This window comes from Marinobacter sp. C7 (genome assembly GCF_022343555.1).
Taxonomy (GTDB): Bacteria; Pseudomonadota; Gammaproteobacteria; order Pseudomonadales; family Oleiphilaceae; genus Marinobacter.
In genome coordinates this window covers 2,021,629-2,046,303 of sequence record NZ_JAKQZH010000001.1, presented here as the reverse complement: position 1 = coordinate 2,046,303, position 24,675 = coordinate 2,021,629, and the positions used below count along the sequence as shown (strand labels likewise).

Genomic DNA, 24,675 nt, shown 5'->3' with positions numbered 1-24,675 from the left:
TTTGGAGCACGATCAATGAAGAAGCTGACACTTGTATGTTTGGCGGTGCTGTTGACTGCTTGTGATGTCCAGGTCGAGTCGGGCACTGGATCAATGCAGAAATTCCAAGGTGGGGGGATTACTTTCGAAGTCCCTCTTGAATCAAACAGTGTTTCTCATAGTTCGAGTGGAATTGCATATCAAGGCGACTCTGTGTCAGCAGAAACGGATGGATCGACGTTAATTGTAAATGGGCAGAATTATGGTGCATTGGCGCCCGGCGACATTGTCAATCTCCAAAATCTGCCAAAGGTGCTTGTAAATGGTGTGGAACGAAGCCCAGACACATAACAAGGTGTTGTTGTCGCAGCGCAAGAGGCCGCCCTGCTGGGACGCCTTCGCTGACGCTCCGGCATCCCAAAACTCGGCGTTACGTGTGTTGAGTTACTCTGAGATCATTAAATTTCATTAATGGTGTCACTTGGCACAGTTATGCGCATGAAATTTGCCGATAAGAAAACCTGTTATGGTAAAGGGAAATTTAGGCTTAAGGCGGTTTCGAAATGGAAATGGAAGTGGGGAAAACTTACAACATTGTTTTTTTTGCAGGTCGATACGAAATAGGATACGAGAACTGCGTTAAATGCATAAAAAAAACGACAAAATCATATCGTATTCAAAGAACTGACGGGACTACCACCCTGGTAGGGCAGGATTCAATCGTTGAGTTGACGGAGATCGTCGACGCCACATAACCAAGCGCTCAAATTTGTTACGTCCACGAAAGGCGTGGCCTCCACCGGACAGCCACTGCTGCGCAGGGGCTGCCGTTTAGCTTGGCGTTAGGCAATAAAAGGACTCTCAGGAGCACTTGTGGTTGGCAGAAGTTCGACAAGAAAACGTTTCCTTCTGACAGCTGCCTGCCTGGTTGGTGCAGTCGCATTCTCGGCCGAGTTTTTCGGTCTGTCAGGGCTCATGACTGCGGATTCATGCATGGGAAGCCAGGTAAGAAACGAAGGGCTTCTCTGTGGAATAAGGTCGCTTTTCGTGACTTCCTTCGGGCGTTATGGTGAGAAGGCCTTGTCCGCAGTGGGGAGTATTTTTCTGCTTTACTGTTCTTGGCACATATTCAACATGGACGAGAAAGATCAGTAATGCCTAACCAACCGCTTAAGTTTGTTCCCGGCCTTGCGGCCGTCCACCGGACGCCACTGTCGTGGCGCCGCTTAGCTCAGCGTTAGATAGGCCTTTCGAAAATATGGAATCCAGTCAGTTACCTACAAATGACGAGCTCGAAAAGAGCGCAGCCACAGAGCTCGGATACATACTTTTCGAGTATTCCCGCCTCGATATGGAGTTAGGACTTTTACTAGTCTGGGCTGAAAATGGTCAAAGCCCATCTGTACTTACTAAGAAGTTGAATGACCTCAATTTTAACGGGCGGCTGAAATTGTTGGAAAAGCTGGCGCGGAAAAAATATCAGGGAATGCCTGCAGAGGTTCTCTATGCTTCATGGTTGACTAAAGCCCACGCTATACGAACTATGCGAAACCAATTTTTCCATGGCCGATGGGGTATGATCCCTGATCAGCGACTAGTTGCAAACGTGATCGGCATCCCGACATCAGTTGATCAAAGCGAAACTCGCTACTCAATTGAACAGTTGCATGATTCGATGTTAGCTGTGAAGGAATTACGAGCTGAGCTGATGAATCTTCGGGAAAAATGGCCTATCTAACAAGCGGCATCACCGCGACCGCTTTTCCGCCGCTTCGCGGCTCCAAACCGGCGCATGTGCCGGGCGTTATGTGTAGCCTGAACCTCAAGGATGGGTGTGTGAAAGACTTACTTTCAAGAATACAGTCACTAGTGGTTGGTAAATCAGAACCGCCGAGGCCGGAAGATTTTTCCAGCAAGGGCGAATATATTTGGGCACGGACAATCTATAGAAGATTTCCACCGGGACTTAATGAGCCTGCCAGTAACGTACGGTCTGAGAACGGGGATTTGGTTGAGCTATGGTCTTGGGCAAATGGAGAGAATGGCATCGGCCTGCTGAAACCAGGGTACAAGTTTTTATCTCAGCAAGAATCTGAGCACGAGTATCAAGGCCTGTATCAAAATGCCCCGGTAAAATGGCTTTCAGACTTAACACCGGTTTTCTCTGCACCGAATCAATTCTTAGTGTCCGTAAAAGAGTCAAATGGTTGTATCTACTCCGTCAATCTCTCTATGGGAAAAGCGTTTCTGGTTGCTGGGAGCTTGAGCTCATACCTCACTTTCGTATTTCACTGCCTTCAGAGCACGGATTCACATATTGAGCTCGACCCGGAATCATATGTTGGATATGAAGTTGATGCGGCCAAAGACGCTGGGCTCCATGCCTATTACCCACTGAGAAAAAATAGCGAAACAATAATAAGCCATGTTCTTGATTAGATATGTTAAAACACATAACAAGTCGCAGCAGTACGCGGCCGATGGCCGCCGGACGCCCTTTCCGTGGCTCCTTCGTCGCCACTCCAAGGTCGCCGCTGTGCTTCGGCGTTAAGCATTTTTGCAGAAGTACGGGAGTCATTGTTTGCCAACAAATAAAAACCAGCATTTCGTGCCAAGATGTTACTTGAGGCCTTTTTCGCATGAGGAATCGGGCAAGGCGATCAGGATATTCAATATTGATCGTGAACAAGTAATCGAAGGTGCAGCGGTTAAGCATCAGTGCTCTGGGTCCTACTTTTATGGCGAGGATGAAAAGTTAGAAGCTGCTATCCAGTTCATTGAACAGAAATATGCGGACACTCTGCGTAGAATTCGTGAGCCTAGCTACAATAAATTAGGGGCTGATGACGAATTAATCCTTAAGCGATTTTGGCTTCTTCAATATCTTCGCACGGAAGCTGCCTCTAGGCGGGCCGTCGAGATGAATAATCAAGTAGGAAAGTTGATCGGTGCAGACTCATCTTTCAATCTCGAGATTTGTGATGCAGTCTTAATGGCGATGCATGCCTTTGCAACGGAAATGGATGTAATCGACGATCTGAGAGTCTGCTTACTGAAAAATGCTACTGAAATTCCTTTCGTTACCTCTGATGATCCTGCGATTCTAGCCAATCGATGGTTCCAGACCGATGGCCGACATCGTGGATCAACATTTGGGTTAGGTTCAGCTGGGGCATTGGCTATCTTGCCCTTATGTAAGAATTTAATGTTGATCGCATACGACTCTGATGTCTATTCCATACCCAAGAATGCCGGTATCGCGAAAACAAAAAGAGAGGGTGATGTTCAGTCACTCAATCAACTTCAATTCCTGAACTGTAAAGCGAACATCTTCCCTGGTCAGACATATGATGCTGACGCATTACGACAATCCTTTCAGGCATGCGTAGATCGCCGCCTAGAAGAAAGGCATGTGCTCCATTATTCGGTTCTGGACCAGAACAACGGCGACTATAAGCGATACCGGGTTGTAGACAGCCCCGACGATGAAGACCATCAAGAAGCATTAGTTCATTCACAAACACTTCATCCGAGTCCGCAAATATGGCCATTACTACTGCGATGGAGAAAGAAAGGTTTTGGTATGGTAAACGGCACAGGTATAGGCTGCGTCCGACGGTCGCAAGTTGACAAGCGTCGTGGCCCGCCATTTGAGAGAATGAGTACGGGGCATTGACCATCCATGCCTAACCAATGCAGGCACTGCGACGCCCATTACATTGCGCCTTCGGCTCCATTCCATGGGTGCGCATGCTGCAGGCGTTATACGTTCTATGGCTGAGAATATAATCTTTTACTCAATTTGCCTGTTCTTCTCACTGATCGCCATGGGAGCGGTGTGGAGCCATCGGTATTCCTACACCAAAGTATATTTGGCTCTGTTCTTGGGGATCCCAGCAGCATTGATAGGGATAATGGCTGCGGGTCTTGATGTGGTTAGTATCTTGGATGTCCGGGAGTTCTTTCCGTATACATTTGATGCGGACAATCAGCTTGAGGCCCGCGGTAAAGGAGTTGTTGCCGCTTTACTGATCGCTGCCGTCGTGGCGTTTTTTACATCAACTATGTGCCTTTTGATTCAGGCACGAAAACGTATAACAACTGCAGGCAAGGGGCGCTCCTGACGTCGCGCCCCTTCTGCAAACGTTATGCGACAAGAGCGATACCAACTTCGGAGTAGTCCATGGAAATTCGGAGAGTTTGTATCGTAGGGGCGTCTGGCAAGCTTGGTCAGTACATGATCCAGCATTGCCTGGATCGAGGCTATGAGGTTGTCTGCGTTTGTCGTGAGCGGAGTGTTCAAAAACTCGATAAGTTCAACGGCAAGATCTCCATCGTACCGGGTGCAACCGACGACCGTGAGGTTATCGAGAAGGCCGTCGAAGGATGTGATGGGGTGCTCACCGTGTTGGTGCCCTGGGGAGTCAGCAGCTACTCGGCGGGAACTGCGCAAGCGGTGCTTGATTTTGCTCCGTCTGATGCGCGCCTGATCTTCTCTTGCGGTTGGCATATCACCAGGGATGGAAAGGATGTTTATCCTTGGCCACTGAAAGCGTTTGTGAAGATATTCGGCTGGCTAGCGCGAAAGGCCCGATTCGCTGATCTCAACGATCAAGTGGAGGCCTGTGATCGCATATTCGCGAGTGACAAGCGGTGGACGGTGGTACGTGGGAGCGACCTTGAAGGAGGTGAAAGCCAGGGACTTCCTTTGTGGAGCCGGCATGTCGGGGATCCGGTCCTGAAAAGCAACCTTACGCGACGCGTAGACTTCGCGCTCTTCATGGTTGAGGCGCTGGTAAATGACGACCTGATCCATGAAGCCCCGGCTATTGTCGGGTGCCAGACGCCATCAGCCCTTGCGTTCAAGGCGGCCCGTCAGATCTGAGGCTGGATCGAAAAAGGTTTGGAATTTGTGTTGGCATTGTCACCCAAGAGCTAGTTTGGAATCCGGCACATAATCAGGGAAGTCCACAATCACAGGCGCGGCGACGGCTACTCCATTGCGGTTTCGCCTTCATTTCGCAGCCACCTGTACTTCAGGTGTTAGGCTTTTGAGGTAAGGCACATCCTGCTATGGCAGAGTTACTGGAATTTGAAACTGAGCGGCTACGTTTGCGCCAATGGGAGGAAAGTGATTTCGAGCCGTTCGCTGATCTAAACGCCGACCCACAGGTCATGGAGTTCTTTCCTGAACTGCTGAGTCGCCAGGCGAGTAATGAGATAGCGGAGAAAATTCGTTCACTCATCAAACAGCGCGGCTGGGGATTTTGGGCGGTAGAGGTCAAGGGTTCTGAGCCCTTTATTGGTTTTTGTGGCTTACACGTACCCTCTGCAACGCTGCCTTTCTCTCCGTGTGTCGAGATCGGTTGGCGGTTGTCGGCAGCCCACTGGGGGAAAGGCTACGCATCAGAGGCTGCTCGCGGTGCACTGGATGTTGCGTTCGAGCAGCTAAGGCTTCCTGAGATTGTCTCCTTCACCACAGTTGGCAATCAGCGGTCGCGCCGCGTCATGGAGCGCGTCGGCATGAAGTACAGCGGCGAATTTGAGCATCCTGGTTTGCCCGAGGGCAGCCCGTTGCGGCCGCATGTACTTTACCGGTTACAGCGAGAGCAGTGGGACGAAAAGGCCTGACAATCAGCTCCAGTTCGTTCTGGACTTTCCCGAAACGTCGGGCGTCATGAACCGCGGATGAACCACCCATGGTGTTAACACGATCGCAGGCCAGGACATTTTACGATCGCTTCGGAGAGAAGCAGGATGCTCAAGGTTTTTATGAGGATGCGGCGTTAGGTGATCTCATTGCCCATGCGATGTTCGAGCAGGCGGAAGGCGTTTTCGAGTTCGGGTGCGGAACGGGCCGTCTCGCGTCTCGTCTGCTGGCGAACCATCTTCCTGCTTCCGCGCGGTACCTTGGTATCGACATAAGCCAAACCATGATTGATCTGGCATATAAACGTGTTTCGCCATACGAAGAGAGAGCCCGCGTGGCACTGTCAGACGGCTCCATGTCCATTCCACTGCCAGATTGTTCAGTCGATCGGGTGGTTTCCACCTACGTCCTTGATCTTCTGTCGGAAACAGACACAGATCAGTTAGTTTCTGAGGCGCATCGGGTACTCACACCGAATGGAAAGCTCTGCCTGGTGAGCCTCACGAAGGGCAAGGGTATTGTCGCGCGGGTGGTTTCGGGGCTGTGGTCTGCGATATTCCGTTTACATGCGCCGGTTGTGGGTGGCTGTCGCCCGATCCGACTTGAGTCATTCATCAGTCCACAGTTTTGGGCCGTGGAGTATCGCAATGTCATCACTCAGTTTGGTGTGCCATCGGAAGTGCTCATTGCCAGACCGGTGTTGAACGCCCAACAGGATATTGAAATCGGGCGCGCCGGGAGGGCGCACCGGTAGGCACTTCAGGACCGGCACTGTGAGTGAAAGTCTTCCGATAGCGTTCGCGGCCTACCCACTGGTGCTTTCGGGTACTGCTCTCATTTGGCTGATGGGTCCTGGGAACAAATGCCGGCTCAGTTGGCTAGTACTGGTTTTGACGTGTGGCAGCATAATGGTGTTCGCATTTCTTGCGGGTACCTGGGCCTTCACAAGCTTTTACTTGCGGTACATTTTTCTGGGTTTATTTGCCGTTGTCGCGGGTGCCCTGTACTTCCGAACGAAGCCGGGGAGTGTTTTTACTCGGGAGCGCGGTAGCAAGATTACGGTTCTGCGTTTTTCAGTATTGCTTTTGTTTGCGGTGCTGAACGGCCTGGCAATCCGGTCGCATTACCCATCCGGAAAGATTCTTGATGTCGATTTCCCACTCAGATCAGGTACCTATTACGTGCTCCAGGGCGGGGCCAGTGCAGTCACAAACCCATTCCATGCCCTGAGTGGCAGCAAGATGGCGATAGACATAGTTAAGCTGAACCCGTTCGGCAATCGGGCAGACGGTATCGCCCCGCGAGCGTTGAGCGCCTACGAAATCTTCGGGGAGACACTTTACAGCCCGTGTGAGGGGCGCATTGAAAGGGTTCGCGACAGTCTGCCGGACAACCCTCCCGGACACCCCGACACAGAGCATTCGGAGGGCAACTACGTCGTATTGAGGTGTGCTGAAGCGAATATCTTCATGGCCCACTTAAAGAGAGGCAGCATTCAAGTCGCGCCGGGGAACGTCGTTACTGTGGGGCAACCGTTGGCAGAAATCGGCAATTCAGGAAATTCTCTTGAACCTCATCTTCACATCAGTGCGACCAAAAACAGCATGGAGATCGGGCTCCAATTTAATGGGCGGTCATTGTCGATTAACAGCGTAATAAGCCGAGGGGACGAAATGCAAAGAAGGGCGCTCCAACCGGCTGCGACACTTCCACGAGGCTCAGCGGCCGGGTAAGCTGGGCCGTTATGTTTGTCGAGTATCGAAATTGATTCGCCTGCACCCACAAAAAAAAGAGTGAGATTCCATGTCAATCAGTATCGAAACCGCACGCGGGATGATCCACACCTGGCAGTGCGATCATATGGGCCATGCGAACCTCAGAGCTTACGGAGAGCTGTTCGAACAGTCGCTTTGGCATGTGTTCGCGCATATCGGGCTCACGCCGGAGCTTCTGAGAAGCGGTGCCGTGCACATGGCCGGGGTTCAGCAGAACATCACTTACCGCCAGGAGCTCTACCCCGGTGACTGTGTTGCAGTCCGCTCTGGGCTGGTCGATGTTCAGGAACGCCGGATTACGATGCGGCATGAGCTGCTGAATACGGTCACTGGTGAGGTCTGTGCAATCTGCGAACTCACGGCCGTATGCATCGACCCATCCACACGCCGTCCCAGCAACCTTCCGGCCGAGGTGGCAGCCAGGGCAGCCGCCATGCTTGGCGATGAGAGCGAAATCTAACCCCCCGCGCATTTTTACATCCGGCAATGCTGCCCGGGACAGGGAAGTTCCAAAGTTTCAGGGCCTGCCAGAGTAAGCAGCGATGAAGGGCCGCAGGAGCACCAAACGCCAGGGAGAAGGACATTTTGGCTAATTTTCGTATTGCTTTTACGTTCAGCGTGCCCCAATCAGCTGCCATGCGGGTGTTGCTGAAGCAGTTCATTGGCTACACCGGCTATTTTATGACTGCTTTGACGGCCGCTGTCTGGATGGCTTTGGGTCTGTTTGTCGTTGCTCTGTTCTCTCAGAACGCTGTAATCGTCATTCTGGAGCTGTTGGTGGAGTGGGGCGGTGATGTTTTTGCGCCGATGAAGGAAGGTGGGCGGTTGGTTTTTGGTACCGACCAGATCCAGCGGGGCGACAACGACGTGGACGGACTGCAAGCCGCACTCTCGGTCGTGGCGAGAGCCTCCCTGGTGCTGTATGTTCTGGGTGCCGTTGTGAGAGGGATCTTCGGGAGGAAACTGTTTTTGGCCCGTTCGGTGAAGTACGCATTTGTTCGGCGAATCTCTCTCATTGTATTCGTGGCGATTCCGCTCAGTAGCGTCCTGCGGTTCGAGTCCGGTGTGGGGCCGGATTCTTTCTTTATTGCCGCATTTCTTGCGATCTTTATCGCGCCGATGCTGTTAGTCAGTGGATACTGGTCTGTTTTCTGGAATGAAATGGTGATTCAGGCAATTCATTATGTGGATGCGGGTGGAGAAAATGTACCCACGTTACAGGCGGAGCACTGAAGAGGCTCCGGTTATGGCAGTCACTCTGAAAAGTATACTGTTGGTCGCGTTCCTCAGTCTGATGGCAGGGTGTTCAACTGCCCAGCCCGGGGCCGAAGGTAGCTGGGCCGGTTTCAGTGAAACGGGGAAAGCATCGTATTACGCAGATAGCCTGCAAAACAGAAAGACTGCCAGTGGCGACATCTATAAGCACGAGTTTCATACGGCGGCCCATAAAAAGTTACCCTTCGGTTCGAAGGTAAAAGTGACAAACCTCAGTAACGGCAAGAGTATCGTTGTCGAAATCAATGATCGTGGACCATTTGTGAAAGGTCGCATCATTGATCTCTCGAAATCTGCGTTCAGCCATATTGGTGATACGTCGTTGGGCTTAATCAAAGTAAAAATCGAGGTGCTCAGGTAGCCCGACAATCACCTGTCAAAAAGGCGTTTTGTGCGCTGGAATCAACCGATAAATGTGATCGATCAGTTTTGCATGCGGATGTCGTCTTTCCACCGGAAGCCCACGCCACCGGCCTGCCAAACGCCATCCTTGTTGAACGGATGAGGGCCGGATAAGTTGATGTAGGTTGGCAAGCCAAAGTGGGGGGACAATTCCCGCCCGGCCTTGATCGTGACACGATCCATAATCCTCAGGCCTTGTTCCTCTGCCGGCATGTGCGCCTCTGGCGATGCCCGGTGAGCGACAGCCCAGTTATCGATGAAGAGCAGATCGCCATTGTCGTAGTGATAACGTATTCCGTACCCCTTCTCGAACGAAGTATTCAAAAGATCGTTATAGTCGTTGAACAGCTCCTTCATTTCGGCATCGTTCAGCAACCGGAATTTGTCAGCGGCTGCCGGAGCGTTCTGCAGCTCCTCTATGGAGAGGCCATCTTCCGGGAGTCTCTCGAGAACGGCGCCGGTCATGCCCAGATGAAGCCACACGCTTTTCCGTCCGGAAACAGGGTGCGTGTGGACCACGGGATGAGTCACGCCTGAGGCCGAATTAACAGATACGAGACGTTGCCAGAATTCCTGCTTATCCTGTGGCAGCGCATCGAAGGCTGCACCCTGGTGAGCAAAGTGCGTGCCGCCCCCGCGCTCCGGCGCGCGGGCCATGTAATAGGCTGAATGCGAGAAGGTTGCGGCCTCGAAGCTCCCATCGTTATGCCACTGCGGGCCAACCCCGAGGATGCCGTAGCGGCTGTCATTGGAGCAGCGGAAGATGTGCCGGTTCCTTCCGGGCGTTGCCGGGTGGACGCCGTGAGTGGAATGGATTTCGTGAGCTCCCCACCATTTGCTGGCATTGATAAGTTCATCGGGGGATAGGTCGGTCTGATGCTTGAACACGATGAAGCCGCGGTTCGCCATTTCCACTTCCAAAGCGTCGATGACGGCTTTCGGAAGTTCGCAACGAACATCAGCGCCATAGATCTCGACGCCCAGTGGTTCCAGTTGCTTGAGGATCAAGCCCTCCTTCTCGATCAGGGCAACACGATCGGGGTCCAGGGGAGGTAGGGTAGGTGACGCCGCGTTGGGGTTCTCGGATACGTGTACCATCGTCGTGACTTACCTTTTCGGTCAAACTATAGTCAGCCTAACGCAGTGAGTTTTACAGACAAGGGGGGCAACCCAATCGTACCGGACAGTGTCTGAATCCAGGCCGTCCACGGCGATCCCGCACGCCCGGATCCGTTTTTCGGAGAACAACATGTCGAAAATGGCCGTTAGTGAAGAAACAGCCCACACGGTATCCCCTCGCCAGTGGTTCAGATTAGCTTTGGTGTACCTCCTTGTCCCCCTGGTTCTGTTTGCGTGCGCCTGGGATCCCGGTTGGTGGCAAGCCTGGATCTATTCCCTGCTGATTTTGATCGCCGGTATTGGGGGGCGCATCTGGTCGGAACGGCGGCACCCCGGACTGACGGCCGAACGACAGAATATTGAACATTTCCAGAACGCAAAGGCGTGGGATAAAGTGCTGGCGCCGCTGATGGCGGTGAGTATCAGTTACCCTATGGTTATTGTGGCAGGTCTCGACCATCGCTTTGACTGGTCTTCCGAATTCCCGCTCTGGATCAATGTGATCGGGTTCCTGTTGATCGCGTTCGGTTATGCCTTTGCCGCATGGGCAGTGGTAGAGAACCGTTTTTTCCTCAGTGTGGTACGTGTTCTGACGGATCGAGGGCACGTGGTGTGCGACACCGGGCCGTACCGGTATGTTCGGCATCCCGGTTATGCCGGAAATATTCTTCCACTGCTCGGTATTGTTCTTGCTCTGGACTCGGCGTGGACACTGGTACCCGCGGCGGTGGCAACCATCGTTACGGTGATCAGAACAGCGCTTGAAGACCAGACGTTGAAGGAGGAGTTGCCGGGCTATCGAGACTATGCGGAACGTGTGCGCTATCGGTTGATTCCCGGCATTTACTGATCGAGATGACCACGTGAGAAAGGCTTTCGGCCTGGCGGCGGTTTCGATTCTTTTGCTCGTAGAATTCAGTCTGTTCTACGACTTTTTCTATCCGTTTCGGTTTCTGTGGCGTGAAGGCAAGGTAATCGAGCTCATCCTGTCAGTGGCGGTGTTGCTCTTGAGTTTATCAGGCGCGTTCCTGATATTTTTCAGTGGCCGCAGCCTGTTTCGTAAAATTACCCTGCCGTTTTTCGTATTCTTTTTTCTTTCCAATATCGGCTCCGTGCTTGTCTCGAGCGCGCCCATCGATTTCCAGCAGGCCGACCTGATTGTGAGTTATTTTCAATGGTGGGCCGCGGCGGTGGTTGAGAATATTGGCCTCGCTATACTGCCGCTTTTCATCATTCTTGTACCGCTTATTATTCTCGCTGAACGTTTGCCGGGCCTTTTAAAGTCGGGCATTCCCGGAAAGTTCTACGCCGTTCCAGTCAGTACCGTCGTGCTGGTCGTTATTGTCCTGATCAGTAGCGATGGGGTTTTCGATCGATATCCGTCGTTTTTCAGGGTTCCGGCACTGCTTGTGTTTGCTGCCCAGAGTGACCTTTACGATGGTCAAAGATCCGAGGTGAGTTACTCCGCTTCGATCGAACCGGAGGTTGAGAAAATAGTACTCATTGTGGATGAAAGCATCCGTGCGGACATTCTGGGAATCAATGGGTACACAAAAGACACGACCCCCTATCTCAGTTCTTTGGAAACAGGACTCACCAATTTCGGATTGTCTGCATCGGCTTCAAACTGCAGTGATTATTCCAATCTCATCCTCAGGACGGGGGTTGGAAAAGAGTCGATCCCGGACCCTGATCAAAAGAGTCTGAAGACACCCTCGATCTGGCAATTTACCAGGAAGGCAGGGTATTACAACGTATACCTGGATGCGCAGAGTGCGGAGGAATGGGTGAACTACCAGAACTTCATGAATCAGCATGAAGCCACCTTCATAGACCAGATCCTGAGACTTCGCGAGGACATTAATTATGAAAGCGACGGCGTTGCGCGTGAGAGGTTAATCGCTCTGCTCAAGCAACCCGGCAAGACCTTTATCATCCTGAACAAGTATGGGATCCACTTCCCGTACTTCAGGAGCTATCCCGAGGAGTCCAACGCCTTCACGCCTGCCCTCGGGCCAGGTGAGCCAATGAATGACAGAGCAAAATCCCTGAATTCATTCATGAATGGAATACGTTGGAGCGTCGATGACTGGTTCCAAGGCTTGTTGTCCGAAAGCGGTGAATTCAGGAACTACGTCATCGTATATACAAGCGATCATGGGCAGAACATCGTTGACGACGGCACCTTGGCCACGCACTGCAGGCCAAGAGCAAACCGGTTCGAGGGTATTGTTCCCATGATGGTTTTCTCCAACGATCCGGGCATCCTCGAACGGTTCGGGGCCGCTCAAAAGACAGGTTATAACCGAACCGGCCATTTTCAGGTATTCCCGACGCTAATCGAACTGGCGGGCTACAATGAATCCTGGGTACGAAGCCGCTATGGAGCCTCTCTCAGTGAGCCTCCCGGTACCCCACCGGAATTCTTTGTGGGAGATGCCTTTGGCCGCGGGTCGGTCAGAAAATGGGTTTCAATCCTTCCGGGAGATAATGAGGCTAACCAGCGGCCATGACTAGCGTGCATTTTGTTGCCGTGGAGGCAAGGAAGAGTCCATAGAAGCGGGTAACCAGGATGCCTTTTGTTCAGAATCAGGACGTGTCGATTTATTTCGAGGATACCGGGGAGGGGATGCCGCTGGTGCTGGGGCACAGTTTCCTGTGTTCCGGGAAAATGTGGCGTGAGCAGGTACCGGCGCTCGCAAATCACTACCGGGTTGTGAACGTTGATTTTCGGGGCCACGGCAGGTCGGGGGAGGTGAAACAACCGTTCACGCTGTATGACGCTGTCTCGGACGTGGTGGCCGTCCTGGATGAGTGCGGCATCGAGAAGGCGATATGGTGCGGTTTATCCGTCGGCGGCATGGTGGCGATGCGGGCGGCAATTACCCGCCCCGAGCGGGTAGCCGGGCTCATTCTGCTGGATACGGACGCCGGAGCCGAACACCCGTTCAGGAAGCTGAAGTATCATTTGATGGGAATGGGCGCCCGGGCTTTGGGGATTAAACCTTTTCTGTCGCCCATCAGTCGGCTTATGTTCGGAGCTTCCACCCGGCGGCAGAAAAGAGCCCTGGTGAGCGAATGGAAGGACGAGTTCGCGACGGTTCACGTGCCCTCGATTCTCAGGAGCCTGGAGGGGCTCATGCAACGGGACTCGGTCCTGGCCCGGCTCCCGGAGATCAGCGTGCCCTCCCTGGTCGTTGTGGGTGAAGAGGATCAATCCCTGCCTCCTGCTGCGTCACGGCAGATTCACGAGCGGTTGCCCAACTCGACCTTTGCAGAGATTCCCGGCGCCGGGCATTTGTCGACACTCGAACAACCCGAGGCCGTCAACAGGGCGATACTCGACTTCCTCGAAACTTCATTCTGATTTGCGCGTCAAATTACGTGCAGTGGCTATTGCGCAGCGCAGTCCGGTTCACAGTCCCCGGAGGAAGCCAAAGTGAGTTATTTCAATAACCTCAATCAGATAGTGGATTCTCTCGAAGCAGACGCATCGACCAGAAACGATCCCATCAAAAGAGCATTCGTTTTTGATGGTAAGCATTTGACCGCTAATGTCGGTGTTGTCCGAGAAAGTGGAAATGCTCTCCATACCCAAAACTACCATGACGAGTTACTGGTGATCATTGAGGGCGACGTGGACTTCAGAGTCGGTGACGAAGTCAGGAGGGTGAGCAAAGGCGATCTCGTCTTCATTCCCCAGAACACCCTCCACGGCCCGATACTCGAGCAAGGGCAGCGTTTTGCGGCACTTTCCGTATTTGCCCCCTACTTCGACAGGTCCAGAAACAATATCGTGTGGGACCGGGAGTCGCCTCAGTAGGCCCCCTTGCTATCGATCCGAGCGGCCAGTGCCTTCAGGTTCTCCGTCGGTTCCCGAACCGGATCAGTCTGATTCAGGCCGCCTGTATGGAAACCCGCGTACCGTTGAAGGCCGCGTTGCCGGTCAGCGCATCGATGCGTTGCCGGTCAGTGACGTCGTTGATGCTTTCCCCGGGTTGTGATTCCGCAATCGACATGCCGGTCTGAGGGCGGTTATGACCCCAGCCTTGCGGGATACTGACCACGCCTTCGAACATGTCGTCGTCAATTTCCACCGGGAGCTGGATGCTGCCGGTCGGGGAGGCCACCCGGGCGGTCTGGCCATCTTCCAGGCCAAGCCTTTGGGCATCGGCTGAATTAATCTTCAAGGTGCAGGGATTCTTGCCCTTGATCAGCCGGTGGGAATTCTGGGTCCACGTGTTGTGGCTGCGCGGGAGCCTGCGACTGATCATTGAGAACGGGTACTCGGTGCCCTGATCCGTTTCCGTCAGTGCGAAGGCATCCAGCCGGTTGAGATCCTCAACGAAGAGCGGCGGCGCGATGTGGATCCGGCCATCCTCGGTCTGAAGGCGCTTTTCCAGGCACGGCTGCAAGGGGCCAAGATCCAGCCCATGCGGGTTTGCTTTCAGCTTTTCGAGGCTCATGCCCTGATCGGCATAGGCGCCGTGCCTGAGACCGCCGTCCAGCATCATTTCCGGTGTCACGCCGTCGTCCTCGAGACCGGTCAGATGCAGTGCCAGCTCCTTCAGGATCTCCCAATCGTGCTTCTGATCCTCGGATTTGGCAAACAGGGGCTCCGAGAACTTGGCCGTGTTGCGCACGGCAAAGGAGTTGAAAAACACATCGAAGTGGGACACTTCCAGACCGGTCGTGGCCGGCAGGATAATGTCGGCATACCGGGTGGTTTCGTTCAGGTAGATATCCACCGACACCATGAAGTCCAGGGATTCGAAGGCTTTCTCCAGGCTGCCGCCATCCGGACTCGAGAGCACCGGATTGCCGGCAATGGTGATCATGGCTCTGATCTGGCCGTCGCCGGGGGTGAGGATCTCATCGGCCAGCGTGGCGACCGGAAACTCACCATTGAAGAACGGCAGTTTTCTGACCCGTGATTCGTAACGCCCGTAGGAGCTGGGTTTGCCTTTCTTGTTGCGCACCAGGTCAAACGCCGGCTGGGTAAACATGGCGCCGCCCCGGCTATCGAAGTTCCCGGTGAGGATATTGAGCACGTTCGTCAGCCACTGGCACAGCCCGCCAAAAGACTGGGTGGACGCTCCCATCCGGCTGTAGCAAACGGCACTGTTGGCGGCGGCCATTTCCCGCGCCAGTCCTCGCAGCGTGTCGGCGGCGATGCCGCAGGCATCGGCAACCCGTTCGGGAGAGTAGGGGCCAACGGCGTCTCCGAGCCGCTCATACCCTTCGATCAGGGGAGCGAGATGGCCAAGATCCACCAATCCCTCGTCTATCAGCGTGTGCACCATGGCCAGGAGCATCAGGGCATCGGTTTCCGGCCGGATAAAGAGATGCTGGTCCGCTTTCCTCGCGGTTTCCGTCCGGCGTGGATCCACCACCACGACTTTGCCGCCACGCTGTTGAATGGCCTTGAGCCGTTTCCCGACGCCGGGTGCGGTCATCAGGCTGCCATTGGAAACAATCGGGTTGGCACCGATGATCAGCATGAAATCGGTATGGTCAATGTCCGGGATGGGGATCAGCATCCCGGCGCCGAGCATGTAGTTCGAAGCCACGTGGTGAGGCAGCTGGTCGGCGGAGGCGGAGCTATAGCGGTTGTTGGTGCCCAGGGCCTTGAAGAATCGGGGCAGCATGATGGCATTGCCGAAGTTATGGGCATTGGGGTTGCCCAGATACACTCCGACCGCGTCTTTGCCATGGGCGTCCTGAATCCCGCGAAACCGGTTCGCTATCTCCGCGAAAGCCTCATCCCAGCTGATCGCCTGCCAGCCGTCGGTCGTGCGCCGGATCGGTGTTTTCAGGCGATCCTTGTCGTTGTAAAAGTCCTGTAGCGCCACTGCCTTGGGGCAGATATGACCTCGACTGAAAGGATCGTCCGCGTCTCCTTTGATCGAGAGAATGTTCCCGTCCTGGTGTCTGATTTCGAGGCCGCACATGGCTTCGCAAATGTTGCAGGTTCGGTAGTGGGTCTTGATTTCGCTCATTTGGACAGACTCGGCCGGTGGTGTTGGAATTGTTATCCACCTGAGTATGCCAGCAGGGACGGAAAAATTAATCAGTCATAAATGACATAATATTGGCTAATACCGCCACAGGGCGTCTCCGGCCTGCACCGGCTATGCTGAAGTAAGATTTGGCAACCTTCGGGTAAGGAGTCCTGTCGTGCGTATAGAGAGCATCGGAGTCTACACGGCTGATTTACCCTATGCCGGCAAGGCTTACGCATTTGCCGGTGGGCGGTCTCACCAGGTCTTTACCAGCACGGTTGTGGTATTGACGACAGACACGGGGCTTGAGGGTTACGGTGAAGTCTGCCCTTGTGGACCCAACTACATGGCCGCTTTTTCTGAGGGGCTCCCTTCCTGCCTGGCGTTGCTTGCCCCCAGTGTGATCGGCGAGGATCCCCGAAACACCACGCATATTGCGGAACGTATGGATCAGGCGCTGACCGGCCATGCGGTTGCCAAGGCAGCCATCGATATCGCCTGCTGGGATCTTTTGGGTAAGGCTGCGGGCCTGCCGGTCTACACACTGTTGGGCGGTCTGCTTACTCCCTCAATGCCCCTGCACAGAATTGTTCCCCTTGATGAACCCGCGGCCATGGAAGCGTCGTTACGCCGTTACCGGTCCGACGGGTTCCGGCATATCCAGATCAAGCTGGGTCATTCCGTGGAAGAGGATATCGAGCTGGTCAGGGCGCTCAGCAGAATGAAACAGCCGGATGAGATCTGGATCGGAGACATCAACGCCGCCTGGCGGCGGGACCAGGCCATGCGATTTTCGAGGGCGACCGAGGATCTGGACATCTATCTCGAACAGCCCTGTGCCGGTTACGAGGAGTGCCTGTCCGTGCGTCGGCGAACCCGGCATCCGGTCAAGCTGGACGAGAGTCTGAATACCCTTGCCGACCTGCAACGTGCGCTGCGTGATGACGCCATGGACGCCATTGCCCTGAAAATCAGCAAATTCGGTGGGCTGACCCCGTCGCGGGTCATTCGCGACGTATGCGTTGCAGCGGGTATTTCCATGACCATTGAGGACGCCTGGGGCAGTGGAATTGCGACCGCTGCCTACGCACACCTTGCGGCCAGCACCCCGACCAGGGCTTTGCTTAATACCACCGATCTGCATAACTACAACACGGTCCAGTTGGCGCACGGGGCGCCTGAGGCATCCGGTGGCCGAATGACGCTGAGCGACCGGCCCGGGCTTGGAGTCACTCCGGATTTTGACCAGTTGGCGTTGCACGATGTGTTTGAGTAGTGATCGATAATGAATGGACAACCAGGAGATAAGGAGGCTTTCATGCGTGATGTTTTTGACCTTGCCGATGAACTCGGACCGGCCAAAGTCCTCCATATTCACGTGCCCCGGGTGGGCCTCAAGGCGATTCTCGTCGTCGATAATGTGGCTGCCGGCCCTTCCATTGGTGGTGTCCGGATGGCCCCGGATGTGTCGCTGACGGAGTGTGCGCGGCTGGCCCGGGCCATGACGCTGAAAAACGCCATGGCGGGGTTACCCCACGGTGGTGGCAAGTCGGTTATTTTTGCCGATCCGAAAATGCCGGCCGCGGAAAAAGAAGAGCTGGTGCGGGCCTTCGCCGGTGCCCTGAGGCACGAAGTCCAGTACATCGCGGGGCCGGATATGGGCACCAACGAGCAGTGTATGGCCTGGGTGCACGATGAAATTGGCCGATCTGTGGGCCTTCCCAGGGAGCTGGGTGGCATTCCCCTGGACCAGCTGGGTGCGACGGGGTGGGGGCTTGCGCACGCCGTTAAAGCCGCGCTGCCGTTTTGTGATCTGGACCTCAAGGGTGCGCGGGTTGCCGTTCAGGGGTTTGGCTCGGTGGGCTACCATGCCGCGCGTTTTCTGGCCGCCGAGGGTGCGGTGATTGTAGGGGCGTCGGACTCCAGGGGAACCGTCTACCGGGAGAAAGGGCTGGACGTGGCGGCGTTGTCGCAATTGAAATCCGAGGGCCGGCCTGTCACCGATTACCGGCAGGGTGAAGCATCCGGGCCGGACGACATCATCGATGTCGAGTGCGATATCTGGATTCCGGCGGCGCGGCCGGATGTGATCACCGAACAGAACGCGGAGCACCTGCAAACCCGCCTGGTTGCCCAGGGGGCCAATATCCCGCTGACGAGCGGGGCCGAGGAACTTCTTCATCAACGCGGTGTGCTCGCGCTGCCCGATTTCGTCGCCAATGCCGGTGGCGTGATCTGTGCTGCAATGGAGTACCACGGTGCTACCCAGACTGCGGCATTCGACGCCATCGCCGAAAAGCTGACCCACAACACCACGCAGGTTCTGAAGGCTGCGACGGAGGAGCGGATACCGCCGCGCGCCGCTGCGGTCAGGATTGCACGGGAGCGGGTTCGCAAGGCCATGGCGACACGTCGTTGGGGTGGTATGGTCTAGATAGAGTTTTTGTCGTAAGCCTTCACCGTCAAAGTGATTTTCCGGTAAAGTCGGAAAATTCTATCCACGCATCAAACGGAGACGTCCCCTGATGAGCGATCCAACGTACACCCCGCCCAGAGTCTGGAAATGGGACCCGGGCAATGGTGGTCGGTTTGCCAACATCAACCGCCCGGTTGCCGGCCCGACCCATGAGCAGGAGCTGCCGGTTGGTGAGCATCCCATCCAGCTGTATTCCCTGGCAACGCCGAACGGGGTCAAGGCCACGGTCATGCTTGAGGAGCTGCTTGAGAAGGGGCACAAGGGGGCGGAGTACGATGCCTGGCTGGTTCGTATCACCGAGGGCGATCAGTTCAGCAGCGGGTTTGTGAAGGTAAACCCCAACTCCAAGATCCCGGCCATGATGGATCACAGTGTGGATCCCGCCATCCGGGTCTTCGAGTCCGGTTCCATCCTGCTTTACCTGGCGGAGAAGTTCGGTGAGTTCCTGCCCCGGGACCTCGCCAAGCGCACCGAGACCTTGAACTGGCTGTTCTGGCAGATGGGCAGCGCGCCGTTCCTCGGGGGTGGTTTCGGGCATTTCTACGCCTATGCACCGGAAAAATACGAGTACCCGATCAACCGCTACACGATGGAGGTGAAGCGTCAGCTGGATGTGCTGGATCGCCAGCTGGCGGACAACCGGTTCATCGCCGGTGACGAGTACACGATTGCCGACATGTCGATCTGGCCCTGGTATGGCGCGCTGGTGAAGAACATGGTGTACGAGGCGGCGGAGTTCCTGGAGGCCCACACCTATACCAACGTGGTTCGCTGGACCAACGAAGTGGCGCAGCGCCCGGCAGTAAAGCGTGGCCGGATGGTCAACAAGACCTGGGGTGATCCATCCTCACAGCTTCACGAGCGCCACGACGCCAGTGATTTTGAGCTGAAGACGCAGGACAAGCTGGAAGGCGCGGCAGGCGAGTAAGTCTCAACGTTCGTGCCGGAAAGCAAAAGGGCAGCCATCTGGCTGCCCTTGTTCGTTTCAGGGATGGGCTTTAATCCTCGTCGACGGAGCTTTCATCCTCAAGGATCAGCTCCACTTCCTCGGAATCGAGAATCTGGGCCTCATAGGTCAGGCCCTGGCCTTCAATCACGCTCACGAAAGCCCGAAGATGGCTCTTTGAGCCGTCCAGCAGGTTGGAATAGGCCAGGATGATCGGGCGTTCATCGGTCTGGTTGATGGCTGCCAGGATATCCCGCATGTCCTTTTCTTCGATCAGGGCGCCAACATAGAGGGCGTTGATGAAGGAGGTCTTGCCCCTGGCCACGAGCTCGTCGTAAAGCGCCTGGAGGTCCTCATTGGTGAATACGCCGATGGTGTCGTTCACCACCGGATCTTCCACATCGAATTTTTCCAGCAGGAAATCAACGGTCGTGGTGTGATCTTCCTCGGACAGTGCGATTTTGGCGAAGACCTGGGTTTGCTGGCCCCAGTGCTGGTCCATGGTCAGGTACACATCCCGGGCCAGCTTTTCTTCCTCACGCATGTATCTGAGATCATCGGTCTCGATGTCGGTGAGCCTGCTGTCGTCCGAATCGGTGGTATCGCTCGCTGACGTTTCTGTAGCTGAATCCAGCACCACCTCCTGTTTGCCGTAACCGGGCCCTCCGGCAGCCAGGGCAACGCTGCCCGCGAACAGGGAGCCGATCAGGGTGGCGGTGATAAAGGGTTTCGTGTTCATAGCTAACCTCTCTCGAACAGGTAATGGGAAAACCCGAATTCACTGTTTAAGACGCTGCTCTCCCAGAAAAGTTCTCTCTAAAAGTTCTTTTTGTGTAGGTAAATGTATCTATCGTCGCCGAAAAGTGCGACAAAATGTCGCATATTGAGTGTGTGGGCAGTCCCGGTCCCTTTCGGTTTTCATTTCGATTCTGTTTCCCCGTCACTGACCATCGTTTTCCCGTGGTCTATCCTTTCAGTCACCCATCATTCCGTATTGCCAAGTGCGTCCCCTCTGAAGGAGTAGTCGATGACAGTACCCGCACCACTGAACATTGATCAGGTTTACCATCGTTGCCCGCTGGAAAAGCTGGATTTCGAGACCACGGAGACTCTGGAGGATCTCGAGCTGCCCTGCGGTCAGGAACGGGTGCTGAGGGCACTGGAGTTCGGCGCCAGTATGCAGGCGAAGGGGTTCAACCTGTTTGTCCTCGGGCCGTCGGGCGCCGGGAAGCAAGAGCTGGTGGAGCGGTTTCTGAGCAAGCATTCCGGTGAAAAGGAAGTGCCGCCGGACTGGTGCCATGTCTATAACTTCAAGAACTCGGACCGCCCGAAGGCACTGCGCTTTCCTGCCGGTCAGGGGCGTGAATTCCGCACGGACATGGCGGGTTTTGCAGACGAGCTGCGTACGGCCGTCCCGGCCACGTTCGAGAGCGAAGAGTACCAGTCCAGAATCCAGGAATTGCAGGAGGAGATGGCCAAGCGCCAGCACCAGGGGTTGTTCGATATCCAGGAAGAGGCCAACCGTAACAACATAGCCATGATCACCACGCCGGCCGGTTTCACCTTTGCCCCCATGCGCGACGGTGAGGTGATCGATCCCGAGGAATACAAGAAGTTCTCCGATGAAGAAAAACAGCTGGTCGAATCGAAGGTGGAGGAGTTGCAGAAGAAGCTCCAGCAGACCATCCAGCAGATTCCCAAGCTACGAAAGGAGGTGCGCGAGCGGGTGCATGCCCTGAATGAAGAGATGGTGCAGATTACGTTGGGCGGCCCGATAGGCGAACTGCGCGAGAAGTGGTCACACCTCCCCGATGTGGTGGCGCACCTGGATGCTGTCCGGGAGGATGTGGTCGAACATGCCGAAGCCTTCCAGGACGGCGAGAGCGGTCCGCCGGCCGGCTTGCTGGTTCGCTACAAGGTCAACCTGCTGGTGGACAACGCCGAGACGCAGGGCGCTCCGGTGATTTATGAAGATTTGCCCAACCACCAGCACCTGACTGGCCAGATCGAGCACCGGGCGCGCCAGGGTACGCTGTATACGGATTTCACCCTGATCAAGGGGGGAGCCATGCACCGGGCCAGCGGCGGGTACCTGATCCTTGATGCCCGCCGTGTCCTGACTCAGCCCATGGCCTGGGAGAGCCTCAAACGAATCCTGTTCTCGGGTGAAATCCGCATCGAATCCCTTGAGCGGCTCTACGGCCTGGTCAGCACCACCAGTCTGCAGCCGGAACCCATTCCGGTGTCGGTCAAGGTGGTTATTCTTGGTGACCGAACGCTCTACTACCTCCTATCCCATTACGACCCTGACTTCCTGGACCTGTTCAAGGTGGAAGCGGATTTCGAGGATGACCTTGATCGCGACGCGGACTGCTACAGCCTCTATGCCCGCATGATCGCCACCATGGCCAGGGGCGTTAAAGCGCGACCGTTGACGCGGGATGGTGTGGCCCGGCTGATCGAGCATGCCAGCCGGCTGGCCAGTGACCAGCGCAAGCTCACCGCCCATGACCGCGTGCTCAGGGATCTGATGAGCGAGGCGGACTACTGGGCCGGACAGGCAGGGACAGAGCTCATCGCAGCTGACCATATCCAGCATGCGATCGATGAACGTGAGTATCGGGCCAGCCGGGTTCGTGAGCGCAGCATGGAGCAAATCACCCGGGGCATTGTGAAGATCGCCACCAGCGGCGAGGAAGTGGGGCAGGTGAACGGTTTATCCGTACTTCGGCTGGGTGCCTCCATGTTCGGCCAGCCCACCCGGATTACCGCGACTGCCCGGCCGGGCAAGGGCCAGGTGGTGGATATCGAGCGGGAAGCCAAGTTGGGTGGCCCGATCCATAGCAAGGCAGTGATGATCCTGTCCCGGTTCCTGGCCAGCCGCTATGCCGGAGATGAGGAGTTATCGCTCTCGGCCAGTCTGGCGTTTGAACAATCCTATGGCGGTGTAGAAGGCGATTCGGCGTCCATTGCGGAAACCTGTGTCCTGCTGTCCGCTATCGCCGGGGTGCCGCTGAAGCAGAGTTTTGCTGTAACCGGTTCCATGAACCAGCACGGCGAGGTTCAGGCCGTGGGCGGAGTCAACGAGAAAATCGAGGGCTTTTTCAATGTCTGCCGGGATTCCGGTGGCCTGGGTAGCCAGGGCGTCCTGCTGCCGGAGAGCAACGTAGAGCATTTGATGCTCAGAGCGGATGTCAGGGACGCCATGGCGGAGGGCCGGTTCACGATCTATCCGATCTCGGACATCAATGAAGCAATCGAGTTGCTCACTGGCATGGAAGCCGGCGTTGCTGATGAAAATGGCGACTACCCCGAGGGCAGCTTCAACCGGAAAGTGCAGGATCGCCTCGCCGCCTTTGCAGAGGTGGGCAAGAAGCGGAACGGTGACAAGGACAACGGTAACGGAGAGGGAGGCAAGGATAGCGATGACTGATCAGCCCCAATCTGTTCCGGATGAATCCGGTCCCGGTCGCGTACTGGTGCTTCTGGACGGCTCCCGACTCAGTCTGGCCGCACTGGAGGCCGCGGCTGACATTGCCGCGCTGCGGGGGAATGACATCCTTGGCGTGTTTGTGGAGGAAGTGAATCTGCTGCGTTGTTCGGGCTTTGACTTTGCCCGTGAGATTGGCGCAAGTTCGGGCGCCGCGCGTCCACTGGATTCGGCCATGCTCGAAATGCGGATGCGCGCGCTTCAGGAGCAGGCGCGCAGATCGTTGCAGCGCGCGGTGGCCAGTCGGGGCCTGCGCCAGGCATTGAAGTTGTGCCGGGGGCGCGTGATTGAGGAGGTTCTCAGTCTGGCTGGCCCCGAGGATCTGGTGGTGATGGGGCGCGTCGGTTGGTCGGCTGCGCCCGGATCCCGCCTCGGATCGACGGCCAGGGGGCTTATTCGCCGGGCGCCGGGTGATGTCTTGCTCTGGGCGGAGCTTCAGCGCCGGCCCGGACACGGCGTGGTTGTTCTTCTCAACGACGACCAGGGCGCCAATCACAGGGCGCTGGCTGTCGGTATCGAACAGGCCAGGCGTCGTCACCAGCCCCTGACGGTGTTGGTGCGCAGTAACCGGGACAATGGTCCGGAGGTGGTCAAGGCGATCGAGGAGCAGCTGATCGCCCGGGGTGCCGGTGCGCGGGTCCGGCTCATTCCCCGAGCCAGTGCGGCAGAGGTGGCCAGGATACTCCGCCGGGAAGCCCCGGCTGAACTCGTTGTCAGCCGCCAGTGCAGTGTTTTCGACGAACAGGGTGCCGATCGGTTACTGGTGGAACTGAACCTGCCGGTCACTGTGACGCCCTGACTCACTCATTCTTTTAGAATCGTTGGTTCCGGATGTTTCTGGATGTTGTCTATATCGTTGTACTGACGGCCGCCGCAGGTGCCTGTATTCCCGCCGGTGGGCTGCTGGCCAGCTTTGAACACATCAGGCCAAACTGGCTTGAACAGGAGTTTCGTCACTTCCTGATTGCCTTTGGTGGAGGCATTCTGCTGGGAGCGGTCGCTGTGGTGCTGGTGCCGGAGGGGCGTGCCAGCATGCAGGATTCGTTATGGAGTATTCCCGTTATCCTGTTGGGCGGGCTGTCGTTTTTTGCCGTTGAGCGGGTGCTGGGCCTCAGGCGCCGCGAGGCTCCGCAGCTAACCGGATTGATGCTCGACTACATTCCCGAAGCGACGGCTCTCGGCGGCCTGATTGTCGTCAGCCCCGGCATGGCGGCTCTCCTTGCGGCACTGATTGCCCTGCAGAATCTGCCGGAGGGCTTCAACGCCTATCGTGAACTCTGCAATCAGCCGGGCTATACCTCGCGGAAGACGCTTGGGTTCATGAGTTCTCTGATCGTGACGGGCCCCGTGGCCGGTCTGCTTGGCTACTTTGTGCTGTCCGATCAGCAGGCAATCCTGGGGGCGATCATGCTCTTCGCTTCCGGTGGGATCCTGTACCTGATCTTTCAGGATATTGCGCCCCAGTCCCGGCTGGACCGGCACTGGGGGCCGCCACTCGGCGCCGTGCTCGGATTCTGTCTTGCCCTGTTCAGCGAGATGCTGGTCGCGCACGCCTGAGGGT

General features: G+C 55.9%; 25 protein-coding genes. 22 read left to right on the top strand and 3 right to left on the bottom strand.

Annotation, left to right across the window (positions count from 1 at the left end; genetic code table 11):
• Positions 1–15 precede the first annotated feature (15 nt).
• From MD273_RS09425 to MD273_RS09370, 12 genes are all read left to right on the top strand, one after another.
• Positions 16–330: a hypothetical protein gene (locus tag MD273_RS09425; protein WP_239037479.1), complete on the top strand. Its 315-nt coding sequence runs from the start codon at positions 16–18 to the stop codon at positions 328–330.
• A gap of 865 nt (positions 331–1,195) precedes the next feature.
• Positions 1,196–1,717, top strand: a complete 522-nt coding sequence (locus MD273_RS09420; protein WP_239037478.1) for a hypothetical protein — start codon at positions 1,196–1,198, stop codon at positions 1,715–1,717.
• A 98-nt stretch (positions 1,718–1,815) separates the two neighbouring features.
• On the top strand, positions 1,816–2,418 hold the full coding sequence (locus tag MD273_RS09415) for a hypothetical protein (protein ID WP_239037477.1): 603 nt from the start codon (positions 1,816–1,818) through the stop codon (positions 2,416–2,418).
• Positions 2,419–2,560: 142 nt separating this feature from the next.
• Entirely contained in the window at positions 2,561–3,655 is a 1,095-nt protein-coding gene (locus MD273_RS09410) for a DUF4238 domain-containing protein (RefSeq protein WP_239037476.1), read from the top strand.
• Positions 3,656–3,752: 97 nt separating this feature from the next.
• Positions 3,753–4,103, top strand: coding sequence for a hypothetical protein (locus tag MD273_RS09405; protein ID WP_239037475.1), 351 nt, complete (start codon positions 3,753–3,755; stop codon positions 4,101–4,103).
• A 59-nt stretch (positions 4,104–4,162) separates the two neighbouring features.
• Positions 4,163–4,864, top strand: a complete 702-nt coding sequence (locus tag MD273_RS09400; RefSeq protein ID WP_239037474.1) for an NAD(P)-dependent oxidoreductase — start codon at positions 4,163–4,165, stop codon at positions 4,862–4,864.
• Between the two features lie 188 nt (positions 4,865–5,052).
• Positions 5,053–5,610 carry a GNAT family N-acetyltransferase gene (locus tag MD273_RS09395; RefSeq protein WP_239037473.1) on the top strand — a complete coding sequence of 186 codons (558 nt, stop codon included), beginning with the start codon at positions 5,053–5,055 and terminating at the stop codon, positions 5,608–5,610.
• Positions 5,611–5,678: 68 nt separating this feature from the next.
• Positions 5,679–6,383 (top strand): class I SAM-dependent methyltransferase, encoded by a 705-nt coding sequence (locus MD273_RS09390; RefSeq protein WP_239037472.1) that lies wholly within the window; start codon positions 5,679–5,681, stop codon positions 6,381–6,383.
• Between the two features lie 19 nt (positions 6,384–6,402).
• The gene (locus MD273_RS09385) at positions 6,403–7,362 is read left to right on the top strand and encodes a M23 family metallopeptidase (protein WP_239037471.1); all 960 of its coding nucleotides are present in this window, start codon (positions 6,403–6,405) and stop codon (positions 7,360–7,362) included.
• A gap of 70 nt (positions 7,363–7,432) precedes the next feature.
• The gene (locus MD273_RS09380) at positions 7,433–7,864 is read left to right on the top strand and encodes an acyl-CoA thioesterase (protein WP_239037470.1); all 432 of its coding nucleotides are present in this window, start codon (positions 7,433–7,435) and stop codon (positions 7,862–7,864) included.
• Positions 7,865–7,989: 125 nt separating this feature from the next.
• On the top strand, positions 7,990–8,637 hold the full coding sequence (locus MD273_RS09375; RefSeq protein ID WP_239037469.1) for a hypothetical protein: 648 nt from the start codon (positions 7,990–7,992) through the stop codon (positions 8,635–8,637).
• Between the two features lie 13 nt (positions 8,638–8,650).
• On the top strand, positions 8,651–9,040 hold the full coding sequence (locus MD273_RS09370; protein ID WP_239037468.1) for a septal ring lytic transglycosylase RlpA family protein: 390 nt from the start codon (positions 8,651–8,653) through the stop codon (positions 9,038–9,040).
• A gap of 62 nt (positions 9,041–9,102) precedes the next feature.
• Here MD273_RS09370 and MD273_RS09365 read toward each other — a convergent pair whose 3' ends face one another.
• On the bottom strand, positions 9,103–10,179 hold the full coding sequence (locus MD273_RS09365; RefSeq protein WP_239037467.1) for a TauD/TfdA dioxygenase family protein: 1,077 nt from the start codon (positions 10,177–10,179) through the stop codon (positions 9,103–9,105).
• A 151-nt stretch (positions 10,180–10,330) separates the two neighbouring features.
• On the opposite strand from MD273_RS09365, the gene MD273_RS09360 reads away from it, so the two are divergent.
• The 4 genes from MD273_RS09360 to MD273_RS09345 all read left to right on the top strand — a co-directional run bounded on the left by MD273_RS09360 (position 10,331) and on the right by MD273_RS09345 (position 14,023).
• Positions 10,331–11,050 carry a methyltransferase family protein gene (locus MD273_RS09360; RefSeq protein WP_239037466.1) on the top strand — a complete coding sequence of 240 codons (720 nt, stop codon included), beginning with the start codon at positions 10,331–10,333 and terminating at the stop codon, positions 11,048–11,050.
• Between the two features lie 13 nt (positions 11,051–11,063).
• A complete protein-coding gene (locus tag MD273_RS09355) occupies positions 11,064–12,713 on the top strand; it encodes a sulfatase-like hydrolase/transferase (protein ID WP_239037465.1) in 1,650 nt (549 codons plus the stop codon).
• Between the two features lie 59 nt (positions 12,714–12,772).
• Positions 12,773–13,567, top strand: a complete 795-nt coding sequence (locus tag MD273_RS09350) for an alpha/beta fold hydrolase (protein WP_239037464.1) — start codon at positions 12,773–12,775, stop codon at positions 13,565–13,567.
• A gap of 72 nt (positions 13,568–13,639) precedes the next feature.
• Positions 13,640–14,023, top strand: a complete 384-nt coding sequence (locus tag MD273_RS09345; RefSeq protein ID WP_239037463.1) for a cupin domain-containing protein — start codon at positions 13,640–13,642, stop codon at positions 14,021–14,023.
• 73 nt (positions 14,024–14,096) lie between these two features.
• Here MD273_RS09345 and MD273_RS09340 read toward each other — a convergent pair whose 3' ends face one another.
• Complete coding sequence (locus MD273_RS09340; protein WP_239037462.1) at positions 14,097–16,199, bottom strand: molybdopterin-dependent oxidoreductase; 2,103 nt, start codon at positions 16,197–16,199, stop codon at positions 14,097–14,099.
• A 178-nt stretch (positions 16,200–16,377) separates the two neighbouring features.
• Between MD273_RS09340 and MD273_RS09335 the strand changes: the two genes are divergently transcribed.
• From MD273_RS09335 to yghU, 3 genes are all read left to right on the top strand, one after another.
• A complete protein-coding gene (locus MD273_RS09335; RefSeq protein ID WP_239037461.1) occupies positions 16,378–17,478 on the top strand; it encodes a mandelate racemase/muconate lactonizing enzyme family protein in 1,101 nt (366 codons plus the stop codon).
• Between the two features lie 42 nt (positions 17,479–17,520).
• Positions 17,521–18,636, top strand: a complete 1,116-nt coding sequence (locus MD273_RS09330; protein WP_239037460.1) for a Glu/Leu/Phe/Val family dehydrogenase — start codon at positions 17,521–17,523, stop codon at positions 18,634–18,636.
• Between the two features lie 91 nt (positions 18,637–18,727).
• Positions 18,728–19,606 (top strand): glutathione-dependent disulfide-bond oxidoreductase, encoded by an 879-nt coding sequence (yghU, locus tag MD273_RS09325; protein WP_239037459.1) that lies wholly within the window; start codon positions 18,728–18,730, stop codon positions 19,604–19,606.
• Between the two features lie 70 nt (positions 19,607–19,676).
• On the opposite strand, the gene MD273_RS09320 is transcribed toward yghU, so the two are convergent.
• Positions 19,677–20,363, bottom strand: a complete 687-nt coding sequence (locus tag MD273_RS09320) for a DUF2202 domain-containing protein (protein WP_239037458.1) — start codon at positions 20,361–20,363, stop codon at positions 19,677–19,679.
• A gap of 288 nt (positions 20,364–20,651) precedes the next feature.
• Here MD273_RS09320 and MD273_RS09315 point away from each other — a divergent pair, with 288 nt between their 5' ends.
• From MD273_RS09315 to MD273_RS09305, 3 genes are read left to right on the top strand one after another with little or no spacing between them, the layout of a single operon-like run.
• Complete coding sequence (locus MD273_RS09315) at positions 20,652–23,057, top strand: AAA family ATPase (RefSeq protein WP_239037457.1); 2,406 nt, start codon at positions 20,652–20,654, stop codon at positions 23,055–23,057.
• Entirely contained in the window at positions 23,050–23,913 is an 864-nt protein-coding gene (locus tag MD273_RS09310; protein ID WP_239037456.1) for a universal stress protein, read from the top strand. The genes MD273_RS09315 and MD273_RS09310 overlap by 8 nt, the downstream gene beginning before the upstream one ends.
• A gap of 32 nt (positions 23,914–23,945) precedes the next feature.
• Positions 23,946–24,671, top strand: coding sequence for a ZIP family metal transporter (locus MD273_RS09305; protein ID WP_239037455.1), 726 nt, complete (start codon positions 23,946–23,948; stop codon positions 24,669–24,671).
• Positions 24,672–24,675: the final 4 nt, after the last annotated feature.